At 54.8% G+C, this 14,367-nt stretch carries 15 protein-coding genes; 9 read left to right on the forward strand and 6 right to left on the reverse strand.

What is annotated here, in order from left to right:
- The first annotated feature begins 233 nt into the window (after positions 1-233).
- The gene (locus ACX9GT_RS02255) at positions 234-806 is read left to right on the forward strand and encodes a sugar O-acetyltransferase (RefSeq protein ID WP_473189626.1); all 573 of its coding nucleotides are present in this window, start codon (positions 234-236) and stop codon (positions 804-806) included.
- A gap of 5 nt (positions 807-811) precedes the next feature.
- Here ACX9GT_RS02255 and ACX9GT_RS02260 read toward each other — a convergent pair whose 3' ends face one another.
- The 3 genes from ACX9GT_RS02260 to ACX9GT_RS02270 form a co-directional block, all read right to left on the reverse strand.
- Entirely contained in the window at positions 812-1,567 is a 756-nt protein-coding gene (locus tag ACX9GT_RS02260; protein WP_473189627.1) for an anti-sigma factor family protein, read from the reverse strand.
- Positions 1,564-2,013: an RNA polymerase sigma factor gene (locus tag ACX9GT_RS02265; RefSeq protein ID WP_473191485.1), complete on the reverse strand. Its 450-nt coding sequence runs from the start codon at positions 2,011-2,013 to the stop codon at positions 1,564-1,566. The genes ACX9GT_RS02260 and ACX9GT_RS02265 overlap by 4 nt, the downstream gene beginning before the upstream one ends.
- Positions 2,014-2,100: 87 nt before the next feature.
- A complete protein-coding gene (locus ACX9GT_RS02270) occupies positions 2,101-2,628 on the reverse strand; it encodes a tetratricopeptide repeat protein (protein WP_473189628.1) in 528 nt (175 codons plus the stop codon).
- A gap of 194 nt (positions 2,629-2,822) precedes the next feature.
- Between ACX9GT_RS02270 and dusA the strand changes: the two genes are divergently transcribed.
- Both dusA and pspG read left to right on the forward strand, forming a co-directional pair.
- The gene (dusA, locus tag ACX9GT_RS02275; RefSeq protein ID WP_473189629.1) at positions 2,823-3,833 is read left to right on the forward strand and encodes a tRNA dihydrouridine(20/20a) synthase DusA; all 1,011 of its coding nucleotides are present in this window, start codon (positions 2,823-2,825) and stop codon (positions 3,831-3,833) included.
- A gap of 158 nt (positions 3,834-3,991) precedes the next feature.
- On the forward strand, positions 3,992-4,210 hold the full coding sequence (gene pspG / locus ACX9GT_RS02280; protein WP_473189630.1) for an envelope stress response protein PspG: 219 nt from the start codon (positions 3,992-3,994) through the stop codon (positions 4,208-4,210).
- Positions 4,211-4,542: 332 nt separating this feature from the next.
- Here pspG and ACX9GT_RS02285 read toward each other — a convergent pair whose 3' ends face one another.
- A complete protein-coding gene (locus ACX9GT_RS02285; protein WP_473188488.1) occupies positions 4,543-6,018 on the reverse strand; it encodes an IS1182 family transposase in 1,476 nt (491 codons plus the stop codon).
- A gap of 111 nt (positions 6,019-6,129) precedes the next feature.
- Positions 6,130-7,119, reverse strand: coding sequence for an NADPH:quinone reductase (locus ACX9GT_RS02290; protein WP_473189631.1), 990 nt, complete (start codon positions 7,117-7,119; stop codon positions 6,130-6,132).
- Between the two features lie 178 nt (positions 7,120-7,297).
- Here ACX9GT_RS02290 and dnaB point away from each other — a divergent pair, with 178 nt between their 5' ends.
- From dnaB to ACX9GT_RS02305, 3 genes are all read left to right on the forward strand, one after another.
- Complete coding sequence (gene dnaB, locus ACX9GT_RS02295) at positions 7,298-8,710, forward strand: replicative DNA helicase (protein ID WP_473189632.1); 1,413 nt, start codon at positions 7,298-7,300, stop codon at positions 8,708-8,710.
- A 17-nt stretch (positions 8,711-8,727) separates the two neighbouring features.
- Positions 8,728-9,807, forward strand: a complete 1,080-nt coding sequence (gene alr, locus ACX9GT_RS02300; RefSeq protein WP_473189633.1) for an alanine racemase — start codon at positions 8,728-8,730, stop codon at positions 9,805-9,807.
- A gap of 430 nt (positions 9,808-10,237) precedes the next feature.
- Positions 10,238-11,173 (forward strand): IS110 family RNA-guided transposase, encoded by a 936-nt coding sequence (locus ACX9GT_RS02305; protein WP_473189634.1) that lies wholly within the window; start codon positions 10,238-10,240, stop codon positions 11,171-11,173.
- Positions 11,174-11,246: 73 nt separating this feature from the next.
- On the opposite strand, the gene ACX9GT_RS02310 is transcribed toward ACX9GT_RS02305, so the two are convergent.
- Complete coding sequence (locus tag ACX9GT_RS02310; protein WP_473189635.1) at positions 11,247-12,014, reverse strand: transporter substrate-binding domain-containing protein; 768 nt, start codon at positions 12,012-12,014, stop codon at positions 11,247-11,249.
- Between the two features lie 208 nt (positions 12,015-12,222).
- On the opposite strand from ACX9GT_RS02310, the gene ACX9GT_RS02315 reads away from it, so the two are divergent.
- From ACX9GT_RS02315 to ACX9GT_RS02325, 3 genes are all read left to right on the forward strand, one after another.
- The gene (locus tag ACX9GT_RS02315; RefSeq protein WP_459400263.1) at positions 12,223-12,690 is read left to right on the forward strand and encodes an Lrp/AsnC family transcriptional regulator; all 468 of its coding nucleotides are present in this window, start codon (positions 12,223-12,225) and stop codon (positions 12,688-12,690) included.
- 88 nt (positions 12,691-12,778) lie between these two features.
- A complete protein-coding gene (locus ACX9GT_RS02320) occupies positions 12,779-13,972 on the forward strand; it encodes an amino acid aminotransferase (protein WP_473189636.1) in 1,194 nt (397 codons plus the stop codon).
- A gap of 33 nt (positions 13,973-14,005) precedes the next feature.
- Positions 14,006-14,359 carry an MmcQ/YjbR family DNA-binding protein gene (locus ACX9GT_RS02325; RefSeq protein ID WP_473189637.1) on the forward strand — a complete coding sequence of 118 codons (354 nt, stop codon included), beginning with the start codon at positions 14,006-14,008 and terminating at the stop codon, positions 14,357-14,359.
- The last annotated feature ends 8 nt before the right edge of the window (positions 14,360-14,367 follow it).

Consider the following 14,367-nt stretch of genomic DNA (forward strand, 5'->3'; position numbering starts at 1 on the left):
GAAGCTGATTTTAACATGTTTCAGTGGAATCGCCGAGGGTTGTGCCCTTTTCCCCACATAATGCGGTATTAATCGACAACATCTGGGCGACCATTAGGCTTAAAGTGAGAAGCAGATCACGATTTACCGCTGTTCTACCTGAACAGGCCACTTTTACTGCCTTCTGGGGTAGGTTCTGGCATGGGGGAGCGGTATAACGCGCAGCAAGAACGATACTTCTCAGGAGCTTTAGCATGACAGAAAGAGAAAAATTGCTGCGCGGCGAAGTCTATAACAGCCGTGATGAAGAACTGATTGCCCTGTATCACCGGGCGCGCGGCCTGACCAAACAGCTTGCTGCGCTGGATTCGCATCAGGCCGAAGAGAAGAAAAGCCTGCTGCGTGAACTGTTCTCTGCTTGGGGGGATGAAAGCTGGATCGAATTGCCGTTCTGGTGTGACTACGGCCAACATATCAGCATCGGTAAAAACTGCTTTATCAACGTCAATGCGGTGTTTCTTGACTGCAATACCATTACCATTGGCGATAACACGCTGATCGGCCCGAATGCGCAAATCTACACGCCAAGCCATCCGCTCAAGGCCAGCGAACGCTTTAGCGGCAATCCTGATTTCCCATTTCAAACCTCGGCTAAACCGGTAGTTATCGGCAGTAACGTCTGGATCGGCGGGAACGTGGTGATCCTGCCGGGCGTAACTATCGGCGATGGCACCACCATTGGCGCAGGCAGCGTGGTTACCGAGGATATCCCGGCCAACGTATTGGCGCTGGGGCAGCCGTGCCGGGTGATCCGCGAGCTGGAATAACCGTTTTAGCCTGCCAGCGCTTGCCGTAGTTGTTCGGCAAGCGTGCTCATCTGCTGGGGCGGATTATGACCAATCAGCATAAAGCTGTGATCGCCGCCAGTCCAGAACACCAGGTTCATGCCCATGCGCTGTTCATTCTCTGGTGAATCTTCACCGGGCTGTTGAATAATGCACAAGGCCAGTGGCCCATATTGTTCATCAAGATAGGTCAACTGGGCGATGCGTTTGCCATCGTAGGCCAAGATCCGGGCATTTTTCAGCGTCGCTCCCGGTAATGCCAGCAACTGTGGCAGTAAGGTGATGCCGAGCTGTTCGCCGGTATGTTGCAACTGAGCGGCGAGCTCCTGAGGGGAAGGGGGATTGCCAGCCAGCGTTTCAGACGTATACAGCGCCATGTATTGTGCCACTAGGCCGCGCCAGTTCTCTTCCGGTTGGTTGAAGCGCAGGAAGGCGCGATCGCCTGCTACCCCTAAAGCCAGTAAGCCCATCGCGGCGGCGATCAGCTTGCGGCGGGTGATCCTGGGTGGTGCAGGTTGCAAGAGAGTTTGCAGACCCGCCTGTAGCCGCTTCTTCGGCGCTTCGTCGAGCAGTGGCTGGAAAGCGGCTTTGAACGGCAGGTTACTGCCAGCCAGCCAGGCCAGACGAGCGGCCAGTTCTGGTTCTTTGGTGAGCCGTTGTTCCAGATTATGCCGTTGTGAACGCTCCAACTGGTCATCCAGATAAGCGACCAGCAGTTCGTCAAGATCGCGATGAGCGCTCATGATCGTTCTCCTTTTGACCGCGCAGGTGTGCTTTGCAACGCACCGTCGTTCGCCAGCCTCAGGCGTGCGGCAGCCAGGCGGCTCATGATGGTGCCGACTGGCACACCAAGCATTTCCGCTGCTTCCCGGTAGGAAAGCTCCTCCACATACACCAGAAAGACCGTATTACGCTGGGCCTCTGGCAGCCGATTAACGCGCTGCATCACCTGATTGGCCCAGATCGGATCGTTGTTGCTAGCCGAATCAGCAAATTCATCCGCATCGACAAAGCCTTGCCCCTGGCGAATATGCTGCGCCCGCATTTCATTGAGCCAAATGGAGTGCAGGATCGAGAACAGCCAGCGATCCATGCGCGTACCCACGGTAAACTGTGCGGCACGCTCAAGCGCCCGCACGCAGGTGGCCTGAACCAAATCGTCGGCAAGATCCCGCCGGTGGCAAAGCACCAAACCATAGCGCCACAGGCGGGAAAGGTATTGCCCGATATCGTTGCGGATCGCGTCGTTGCTGATAGCGGCCTCCGGGGTGCAACCTCATGATTCAGGGTGATGGTCGATAGCCGCAGCCAGATCGCGATACTCTTCACAACCGGTTCCGCACAGTGATTTGATCACCGCTAACTGCTGTTTTGCCAGATCCGGGCGGCCTTTAATCATGTAGGCTTCACCCAGATATTCGCGGACTTTCGGGTAGTTCGGATCCAACGCCACTGATTTTAAATAGTAGCTGATACCTTCATCGGTGCGGCCGAGTTTGCGGGTGGCATAACCGCGATAATTCAGCGCTACGGCGGTGTTGGGATCCTGTAACGTGTTGAGGACATCAAGAGCCTCCTGATAATGGCCGCTTTTCGCCAGCATGTAGGCATAGTTAGTTCGATCGCCGTCGCTAAGCATGCTGCTTTTTTCCACCGTGCAGGTTTTGGTTTTACTGTCGTAGATTTGGCCTTTCGGGCAGGTTGGCGTGCTCTGGCTGTTGTCGCCCATGGCATGGGTAAAGCCGGAAAACAACAGAGCGCTGGCGATGGCAGGCAGCAACAGGTTTTTGATGAAACGGTTCATGGTGTGTTCCTCGGTGGGGTAAGGCGTTCTGTGTTATGCCGTTAGGGAGAGAACACCTGTGAACGCCGATTTATTCATTTCTTTTTAGGCAGTTTTCCCAAGACCGCCGATTGTCGTTATAATAGCCGTTTGCGACACTGGCACAGACCGCCGGTTGTTGAACTCCAGACATTTCAGGTAGCCAGTAATTCAGCATGACGACAGACAACCACGCCTCTCAATACGCCGCCAATCGTTTCTCCATCGCGCCAATGCTCGACTGGACCGATCGTCATTGCCGCTACTTTCACCGTCTGCTGACCAAGCAAACGCTGCTGTACACCGAGATGGTGACCACCGGCGCGATTATCCATGGCAAAGGCGACTATCTTGCCTATAGCGAAGAAGAGCATCCGGTGGCGTTGCAACTGGGCGGCAGCGATCCGGCAGCATTAGCGCACTGCGCCAAGCTGGCGGAGCAGCGTGGTTATGATGAGATCAATCTTAACGTCGGTTGCCCGTCCGATCGGGTGCAGAACGGGATGTTTGGTGCCTGCCTGATGGGGCAGGCGACGCTGGTTGCTGACTGTATCAAGGCGATGCGTGATGTGGTTTCGATCCCGGTGACGGTGAAAACCCGCATCGGTATCGACGATCAGGACAGCTATGCTTTTTTGTGTGATTTTATCGGCACGGTTGCCGGGCGCGGTGAGTGCGAGATGTTCACCATTCATGCGCGCAAAGCCTGGCTTTCTGGGCTCAGCCCGAAGGAGAACCGCGAAGTGCCGCCGCTGGACTATCCGCGCGTTTATCAGCTAAAACGTGATTTCCCGCAGCTCACTATCGCGATTAACGGCGGGGTGAAAACGCTGGAAGAGGCGCAACAGCATTTGCAGCATCTGGATGGCGTGATGATGGGCCGCGAGGCGTATCAGAATCCGGATATTCTGGCGCGTGTCGACAGCGAAATTTTTGGCTCTGCGGCCAGTGTGCTCAGCAGCGTGGAGATTATCGAATCGCTGTACCCGTACATCGAACGTGAACTGGCCAACGGGACTTATCTTGGCCATATCACCCGCCATATTCTGGGCCTGTTCCAGGGCGTGCCGGGGGCGCGCCAGTGGCGTCGTCATCTGAGTGAAAACGCCCATAAACCGGGCGCTGATGCCCGAGTGGTTGAGCAGGCGCTAGCTCTGGTGCGCTCACCACGTACCGAAATGGCGTAATCGTTAATTAATTTGACCAAGATTTGGTTTTTTTGACTAAGAGCGCCATAGGCTCTGGCGCTCATCTCCCTGTATTTCAATCAGTTAAATTTCCCGCCAAGTTGGCATGCTTCTTGTAAATAGCAATGTAGACACATTGTTTTGCCAAGGAGCAACCTATGCTAGAACTTTTCTTTATTGTCGGTTTTGTGGTCATGCTGCTGGTAACCGGTATTTCTCTGCTGGGTGTTATCGCGGCGCTGTTCGTGGCTATGGCCTTTATGCTGCTGGGCGGGTTGTTCGCCATGGTGATTAAACTGCTGCCGTGGCTGATTTTGGCGGTGATTGGCGTGTGGCTATACCGTTCAATGCAAAAACCGCAGATACGCCGCTATTAACATTTTTTGCTGATTTATCAGTCAGTCACACTGAAAATTACGTGGCAGTTTGCTTGCACGATGCGGCAGAGATCACACCTTGATGTTTTAGAGATGAATACGGCACGTTAAGCGTATGTTTTACTTTCAGCGGCTGTTAGGATACTTCCCAACAGCAGTGATGCCGATGATTTCATCACCGCGAGAGACAATAATAGTGTTGCTTAAGCAACCCCTCGTGTTTCTTGTGGACTCTGCTCTACCCCTACAAAACGCAGTAACAGAAAGGGTTCCTCGCGGAACCCTTTCAGACTGCTGACTAACCCCACTTCTTCAGGTGGGGTTCTTCTTTTTTAGCGACCGCAGGTCGCGATCGCGATATTTTTCCATAACCCCGTCATTGGCAACTTCTGTTCGCCCAAGGCACCTTTCTGGCCTTCCCAAGACGCTTTCCACCACCGGTAAAGACAATAAAGAAGCGCCAGCAGCGCCATCTTTTTCATATTCTGCGCTGTGGCCGCCAGCAGGCACTGCATCTGCACTTTTGACAGGCCACGGAACCGCGCATATCGATGGCCATGGTGCTGTTTCGCATCCGCGAAGCTTCTCTCCACTGTCTCTTTGCGCCGCGCGTAGATTTTCTTGCCCCATTTCGTCAGCCGTAACCTGTTGGCTTCCTCTTTCGCCTCTTCCCACACATGCCGCGTTATCGTTTTCTGTGCCTTGCTGTTCTGCGTACATTGCTGCCTCTGCTCACACCGCTGGCACACTGCCGGGGGTGAACGGTAATGCCGATAACCGTTACGGTCTGTCGTGCTGTAGACCAGCAACGTGTCTGCCGGGCACACATACACATCACGCTTCTCATCGTACCTGAAGTGCTTTTTCTGGAAGTCATTCTGACCTTTGTGCGGCCGCCGATAGCCGGGAACCAGCGCGATACCCATTTCCTGTGTCAGATGGCACACCGCGGCGGTGAAGTAACCCGCGTCCACGCCCACCGCCACCGGCTCCAGACCGAAGCGCTCTACCTGCCGCTCAAGTCGCCCGATAAAGGGCTGGCTGTCATGGACATTACCCGGTGTCACATGCGTATCCAGGATGATGCCGTGCTTCCCGTCCACCGTGCGGTGGTCCAGATAGAAGAAGCCCTTCGGTTTGTTGTCCCGGTGCATAAAGCCGCTTTCCGGGTCAGTGGTGCTGACTTTGGTGTTCTTAACGGCGACGGCGTTTTCGGGTGTCTTTTTTACGGCGGGCAGCGGCTTTTTTTCGTGCTTCTTCCTGTCGGCCTCTACAGCAGCATCAAGCTGCTCCAGATATTCACTGATGCCCACCGGACGTTCTTCATTCACCGCTCTGCGAGGGTTGGCGTCGGCTTTCAAGTGCGTGCTGTCAGTGTAAAGAACACGCCCGTTGGCCATGCCGCGGCTGAGAGCCTGTTCCACGATGTGGTCAAAAATCTGCTGGAAGACGTCGCTGTGGTTGAAGCGGCGGAGGCGGTTCTGGCTCAGGGTCGAGGCGTCAGGGACTTTTTCGGTGAGGGCCATACGCAGGAACCAGCGATAAGCGACATTGACCTGTATTTCCTTGACCAGACGGCGCTCGCTGGGGATACCGAAGAGATAACCCAGCAGCATCATTTTAATCAGGCGAACGGGGTCAATAGCGGGTCTGCCGTTATCAGGACAATAGAGATGAGCAACGGCATCGCGGATAAATTCAAAATCGATGGCGGCATCGATTTGGCGAACCAGATGGTCTTCAGGGACCAACTCATCCAGGGTGATGGTTTCAAACTGATATTGCTGGGGAGAGGGTGTTTTGAGCATGGCAGTCAGTCCATTTTTTGCACTGACCTTATTAGATCAAAGTCCTGGCCTCACGGCCAGGACTTTGTCATCAATCTGAAAGGGTTCCTCGCGGAACCCTTTTCTTTTGTTTTAACGCCCTGGAATCAACAGGCAAGAGCCGCTGGTTTTGCGGCTTTCCAGCACCTGATGAGCCCGTTGTGCCTCTGCCAGCGCAAATTTCTGTTCTTCCTTCACCTCGATCTTGATCGCACCGCTGCCGATCAAGGAGAACAGTTCATTACTGGCAAACTGCAACTCCTGACGGTTGGTGATATAGCCGTAGAGCGAAGGGCGGGTAACATACAGCGAACCTTTCTGGTTCAACAACCCCAGATCGACCCCGGTCACCGGGCCGGAGGCATTACCGAAGCTGACCATCAATCCGCGGCGTTTTAGGCTGTTCAGGGAATCCTGCCAGGTGCTTTTACCGACGGAATCGTACACCACGCCGACTTTTTCGCCGTTGGTCAGTTCCGCTACGCGCTGGGCAATGTTTTCCTGATGGTAGTTGATAGTGGCCCAAGCTCCGGCGCGCTTGGCCAGTTCCGCCTTTTCATCAGAGCCTACACTGCCGATCAGTCTGGCACCCAAGGCTTTGGCCCACTGGCAGGCGATCAGCCCAACGCCACCGGCGGCGGCATGGAACAGGAAGACTTCACCGGGCTGGATCTCATAGGTCTGGCGCAGCAGATAGTGCACGGTCAGGCCCTTGAGGAAGGCGGCGGCACCTTGTTCAAAGCTCAGGTTATCCGGCAGGATCGCCAGCCTTTCCAGCGGGATGTTGTGGATCTCGCTGTAAGCGCCGAGTGCAGACTGAGCATAAACCACGCGATCGCCCGGTTTCAGCGCGCTGACGCCCGCTCCGACTTTGATCACCACCCCGGCAGCTTCAGTGCCCAGGCCACTCGGCAAGGTGGCCGGTGGATACAAACCGCTGCGCACGTAAGTATCGATAAAGTTGATGCCGATAGCTCGGTTCTCAACCTGAACTTCACCGGCTGCCGGATCGACAGGCGTAAAATCAACATACTGCATCACTTCTGGGCCGCCGGTGGCGGAGAATTGAATACGCTTTGCCATGTCATTACCTCGTCTAGATGTCTGACTCCACCCTACTCTTTCCCGTATCGGCTATCCAGCCTGTAGCGCAGTGATTAATCGTTTTGTGCCATGGTGATGGCGCAAGAATCATGGATAAAAATCACGTATACTCTCGCGTCAGGATCCTCCATTCGCCACTGGATAAAGAATACGCTTCATGGCAGGAAAAAAACCAACCAACAAAACATTCGCGAACGAACCCAGAGATCGCCAGATGGAAGGGCTGAAGATGCCGCCGCATTCGCTGGAGGCAGAACAGTCCGTGTTGGGCGGTTTGATGCTGGATAACGAACGCTGGGACAACGTGGCAGAACGCGTGGTTTCCAATGACTTCTTCAGCCGCCCGCACCGCCTGATCTTTACCGAGATGCAGCGCCTGCTGGAGATGAACCGGCCGATCGATCTGATCACCCTGTCCGAGTCGCTGGAACAGAAGGGGGAACTGGAATCGGTCGGTGGCTTTGCTTACTTGGCTGAACTGTCGAAAAACACCCCAAGTGCTGCCAACATCGGCGCTTATGCCGACATCGTGCGCGAACGTGCGGTGGTACGTGAGATGATCTCCGTGGCTAACGAGATCGCCGACGCCGGTTACGATCCGCAAGGGCGCAGCAGCGAGGATCTGCTCGATCTGGCCGAATCCCGTGTCTTCCAGATTGCTGAAAACCGTGCCAGCAAAGATGAAGGCCCGAAAGGTATTGAGCGTATTCTGGAAGATACCGTTGCACGTATTGAGCAGCTTTATCAGCAGCCGCATGACGGCGTGACCGGGGTGGACACCGGCTATCACGATCTCAATAAGAAAACGGCGGGCCTGCAAAAGTCTGACCTGATTATCGTGGCCGCCCGTCCGTCGATGGGGAAAACCACCTTTGCGATGAACCTGTGTGAACATGCCGCGATGACGCAGGAAAAACCGGTGCTGATCTTCAGCCTTGAGATGCCCGGCAACCAGATCATGATGCGTATGCTGGCTTCGCTGTCGCGCGTGGATCAAACCCGTATCCGTACTGGCCAGCTCGACGATGAGGATTGGGCGCGGATTTCCAGCACCATGGGGATCCTGCTGGAGAAGCGCAATATGTATATCGACGACTCCTCCGGCCTGACGCCTACCGAAGTGCGCTCCCGCGCGCGCCGCGTCTTCCGTGAGCATGATGGGTTGAGCCTGATCATGATCGACTATCTGCAACTGATGCGCGTACCGGCATTGTCCGACAATCGCACGCTGGAAATTGCTGAAATTTCCCGTTCTCTGAAAGCGTTGGCGAAAGAGTTGCAGGTGCCGGTAGTGGCGCTGTCGCAGTTGAACCGTAGTCTGGAGCAGCGCGCCGATAAACGCCCGGTTAACTCCGACCTGCGTGAATCCGGCTCCATCGAACAGGATGCTGACCTGATTATGTTCATCTACCGTGATGAGGTTTATCACGAGAACAGCGATCTGAAAGGGGTGGCTGAAATTATTTTGGGTAAGCAGCGTAACGGCCCGATTGGCTCGGTGCGCCTGACCTTTAACGGCCAGTGGTCGCGTTTTGATAACTACGCGGGGCCACAATATGACGACGAATAATCAGCTAAGGAATTGCAATGAAAGCGGCAACTGCGGTTATTGACCGCCGCGCTCTGCGACATAATCTGCAACAGGTGCGCCGCCTGGCGCCGCAAAGCCGCCTGATTGCCGTGGTGAAAGCCAACGCTTATGGACATGGCCTGCTGGAAACGGCGCATACCCTGCAAGATGCCGACTGCTACGGCGTAGCCCGTATCGGCGAAGCCCTGATGCTGCGCTCCGGCGGTATCGTCAAGCCGATCCTGCTGCTGGAAGGGTTCTTCTGTGCCGAAGATTTACCGGTGCTGGTGGCGAATAACATCGAAACCGCCGTGCATTGTATTGAACAGCTTGAAGCGTTGGAGCAGGCCGAACTGGCGCATCCGGTGCCGGTGTGGATGAAACTTGATAGCGGTATGCATCGTTTGGGGGTGCGCCCAGAACAGGCCGAGGCGTTTTATCAGCGTTTGTGCGCCTGCCGCAATGTGGTACAGCCGGTCAATATCATGAGCCACTTCAGCCGTTCCGATGAGCCGCAGGTGGACGCTACACCGAAGCAAATCAGCTGTTTCGAACGTTTTGCCAATGATAAACCGGGCCAGAAGTCGATCGCCGCGTCTGGCGGGATCTTACTGTGGCCGCAGGCGCATCGTGACTGGGTGCGGCCGGGCATTATCCTGTATGGCGCTTCGCCGATGGATAACTCGCGTGCTGCTGACTTTGGTTTCCAACCGGCAATGACGCTGAAATCCAGCCTGATTGCGGTGCGCGAGCATAAAGCCGGTGAACCGGTGGGTTACGGCGGCATCTGGGTAAGCGAGCGTGACACCCGTTTGGGCGTGGTGGCGATTGGATACGGCGACGGTTATCCGCGCAGTGCGCCTTCTGGCACGCCGGTCTGGCTGAATGGCCGCGAAGTGCCGATCGTTGGCCGCGTATCGATGGATATGGTTTCGGTGGATTTAGGGCCGGATGCTACCGATAAAGTGGGCGACGAAGTGGTGCTGTGGGGCAACCCGTTGCCGGTTGAACGGGTTGCGGCCTGTAGCGGCATCAGCGCCTATGAGTTGATCACCAAACTTACCCAGCGCGTCGAGATGGAATATATCGGCGAGTAAGGTCCCCTCACCCCAGCCCTCTCCCACAGGGAGAGGGAGCTGATAGCCTCTGCTCTTTTGGTAGTAATCAGATAATCTTGGCAACCTAAGATGAGATAGTCGGTGCTCAGGATGAATCCCTAGACTTTCAGTCCGACTCGATCTGTATCCCTTTGCAAATAAGGCTGATTGAATGCCGTGATCAGGTAAGTTTCCTGACTGATAGCGCGTTCGATCGGTTCCCTTGTATGTTTAAAGGCACTTAAGTTAGTTAGCCGCCCAAAGGCGGATAGACTTTAACCGAGTTGTACCTGACGCTACAGCCCGATTTCCCTCTGGGACAACAAGCCCGTGGGAGAGCTTATGGCGTGGCGTCAGTTTTCCTGTTAACCCGAACAGCTGCCAGGGCGGCATCAGCCAGCCCGTATCTTACAAGGCCGGGAGACTTGAAATGACTGAACATGCAACCGTCGGTATCGACATTGCCAAAGACACTTTTGACGTATACATCGACCCAACTCGTCAGCTTCTGCATCTGGATAACACACCGGAAGGCCATCAACAGCTGCTGAGTTCGCTCTCTGCCATCACCGTCAAGCTTGTCGTGATGGAGGCGACAGGCAGATATCACTCATTACTGGCCGCCACGCTTGAGTTGGCTGGGTTACCTGTGGCCGTGGTCAATCCACGCCAGGTGAAGAACTTCGCTCGTGCGCTAGGGACCCTGTACAAAACCGACCCGAATGATGCGCGTATCATCTGCGAGTTTGGCCGGAGAATGGAGCCCGAAGCCCGCGCCACACCGGACGAACAGACGCAGCGTCTGGCCGGGATGGTGACCCGCCGTCGCCAACTGGTCGATAACCGGACCATGGAGATAAACCGCTATAAAAGCTGCGATGACGTGGTGGTCTCAGCGGGCATCAAACGGCATATCGACTGGCTGACCGCTGAAATCCGGGATGCCGATGACGACATCGACAGGCAAATAAAAGTAATGCCACTGTGGCAGGAAAAGGCGACGTTGTTGGAGGAAGTCAAAGGTATCGGGCCGACAACGATGGCGGTGCTTCTTGCGATGTTGCCGGAGCTGGGGAAGCTGAATCGGCACAAGATAAGCGCGTTGGTTGGCGTGTGTCCCTATGCCCATGACAGTGGAAAAATGAAAGGGAAGCGAAGTATCTGGGGAGGGCGAAGCGCGGTGCGTTCAGCGCTATACATGGGGACCTTGTCAGCGGTGCGGTACAACCCGACAATCCGGGAGTTCTACGAGCGCCTGACAGGGCGTGGCAAACCGTTCAAGGTGGCGGTGACCGCCTGCGTGAGAAAGCTGCTAACCATCCTGAATGCGATGTTGCGGGATAATAAAAAATGGGTGACAAATTAATCATCACCCGTTGACTTTAAACACAGCTGCTCTCCCTGTGGGAGAGGGTTAGGGTGAGGGGGCATTCGTCAGCTTACTTCTTCACTGCCAGCCACTGATCGATAATCTGCTGATATTCCCCAGTCGCTTTGCTCAAGTGCAACCACTGATCCACATACAGCTTCCAACTCATATCATCGCGCGGCAGCATGTAAGCCTTCTCGCCGTACTGCATCGGTTTGTCTGGGTTCACGGCACAGAGTTTCGGGTAGCGTTTCTGCTGATACAGCGCTTCTGAGGCATCGGTAATCATCACGTCGGCCTTGCGATCCACCAACTGCTGGAAAATCCCCATATTGTCGTGCGACAGCGTCAGGCTGGCCTTCGGCAAATGAGCGCGGACAAAGGCTTCGTTGGTGCCGCCAGCCGGTTCGATCACCCGTACCGAAGCCTTGTTGATCTGCTCAACGGTGCGATATTTCTTCACGTCGGTACAACGCACCAGCGGGATCTTGCCGTCGGTATCCAGGCGTTCGGCGAAAAACACCTGTCTTTGGCGCGGTAACGTCACCGAGATGCCGCCCATGGCGATGTCACATTTGCCAGAGACAAAGTCAGGCATCAGGGTTTTCCAACTGGTTTTCACCCATTTCACTTTGGCATCCAGGCTTTTGGCCAGCGATTCTGCCATGGCGATATCAATACCTTCATAGCTGCCATCTTCCTTCAGGAAGGTATAGGGCTTGTAATCACCGGTGGTGCAAACGTTGAGGGTTTTTTGCTGTAGCACCTTATCCAGATACGATTGAGCGCTGGCGCTCCCGGTGGCAACCAGCAAAACGAAGGGGAGTATTCTCTTCATAAACATCCTTATATTAATGGTTTTATGCGCTATTTAGCCGTTAATTGTTGTTGGTTTGCGTGATTTACCCGTTTTTTATGCCATCGATGAGTGGAGATCTCGGCTTTGCTGCTGTGCATCTCACAACCCGCCAGGGGCGATGGTTTCAACGCTAAAAAAACTGATAGGCTGTAACGTCAACATTTATTAACACAGTTTACAGGTGGTTATGTACAACATTGACGATTTTGATATGAAAATCCTGACGCTGTTACAGGCCAATGGCCGCTTGACCAATCAGGAACTGAGCGAACTGGTCGGGCTTTCGGCCTCGCAATGTTCACGTCGGCGGATCAGCCTGGAGCAGGCACAGCTGATCAGGGGATATCACGCACGGCTGGCTCCAGAAGCGGTCGGGCTTGGGCTGGTGAGCCTGATTGAGGTGAGCCTGCTGACCCACACGCAGGAACAGATCGACAGCTTTCATCAGATGCTGGAAGACGTGGATGCTATTCTTGACGCTTATAAAACCACCGGTGATGCCGACTATCTGTTGAAAGTGGCCGTGGCCGATCTGCCTGCGCTCAGTGATTTCATCAGCCAGACGCTCTCGCGGCATAACAGCGTGGCGCGGATTAAAACGGCGGTGGTGCTCAATCGCATTAAAGAGAACGGTTTACTGCCGTTGGCGAAATAAAGCGCTGGCTTCTAAGCGCGATACTGCTGTTTACAAGACGAAGAGTATATATTGTACCTTGACCCCCTAAAATCAGGAGAACCAACCCGTGTTCCAGAATGTTGATGCCTATGCCGGTGACCCGATCCTGTCGCTGATGGAAAAATTCAAGAAAGACCCCCGTGCGCACAAGGTAAACCTGAGTATCGGCCTTTACTACAACGAGCAGGGCATCATACCACAGATGCAGGCCGTGGCCGCCGCAGAGGCGCAGCTCAACAGCGTTGAGCACGGCGCATCGGTCTATCTGCCGATGGAAGGCTTGCAACCCTACCGCAGTGCGATCCAGCAACTGCTGTTCGGTGCCGAACACCCAATGTTGCAGCAGGGGCGCATTGCGACTATTCAGACCGTGGGCGGTTCCGGCGCGTTGAAGGTGGGTGCCGATTTCCTCAAGCGTTATTTCCCAGATTCGCAGGTATGGGTCAGCGATCCGACCTGGGAAAACCACGTCGCCATCTTTGGTGGTGCTGGTTTCACGGTCAATACCTATCCGTATTTTGACGGCGAAAGCCTGGGTGTGAAGTTTGATGCCATGCTGAGCGCGCTGAAAAAACTGCCCGCCAAGAGCATCGCGCTATTGCACCCTTGCTGCCATAACCCGACCGGTTCCGATCTCACGGCGGCACAGTGGGATGAAGTGGTCAAAGTCGTTGCTGAACGTGATTTGATCCCGTTCCTGGATATCGCCTATCAGGGGTTCGGCGGTGGGATAGATCAGGATGCTTACGCCATTCGCGCCATCGCTGCTGCGGGCTTGCCATGCCTGGTGAGCAACTCGTTCTCGAAAATTTTCTCGCTGTACGGTGAGCGTGTCGGTGGGCTTTCAGTGGTGTGTGAAAGCAGCGAAGCTGCCGAGCGCGTGCTGGGCCAATTGAAAGCGACCGTGCGCCGTAACTACTCTAGCCCGCCGAACTTTGGTGCGCAGGTGGTCGCCAAGGTACTGAATGATGCACAACTGAACGCACAGTGGCTGGCGGAAGTGGAAACGATGCGTACCCGCATCCTTGAGATGCGTCAGGTGCTGGTGGAGTCACTGAAAAGCGCGTTGCCGCAGCGTAACTTTGACTATCTGCTGGAACAGCGTGGCATGTTCAGCTACACCGGTTTCACTGCGGAACAGGTTGATCGCCTGCGCGAAGAGTTCGGCGTTTATCTGATCCACAGTGGCCGCATGTGCGTGGCGGGGCTGAATCACCATAACGTTCGTCAGGTCGCTGAGGCATTTGCCGCCGTGCAGTAAATGAGATCTGGGGCTTTATCAGAGGAGATAACCGTGAACAAACAGCAACTGCTGGATTACTGCTTGGCCAAACCGGGTAGTGAACAGGATTATCAGAGTGACTGGCAGGCCGATCGGGTCAAAGTCGCTGACAAAATGTTTGCACTCATTGGTGAAGCCTATGGTCGGCCGGTGATCTCGTTAAAGTGCGGCATAGAGCTGGCGGAGCAGTTGCGTGAGCAACATGCGGAAATTATCCCCGGTTACTATTTGAATAAAGCGCATTGGAACAGTGTCTATCTGGATGGTGCCTTGCCGGACTCACAGTTTTATCAGCTGATCGATATTTCATATCAACTGGTGGTGGCCGGATTAACGAACAAGAAGCGCCAGGAACTGGGGATCTGAGAGTAAAA

Source organism: Serratia sp. YWN4, from assembly GCF_055790845.1.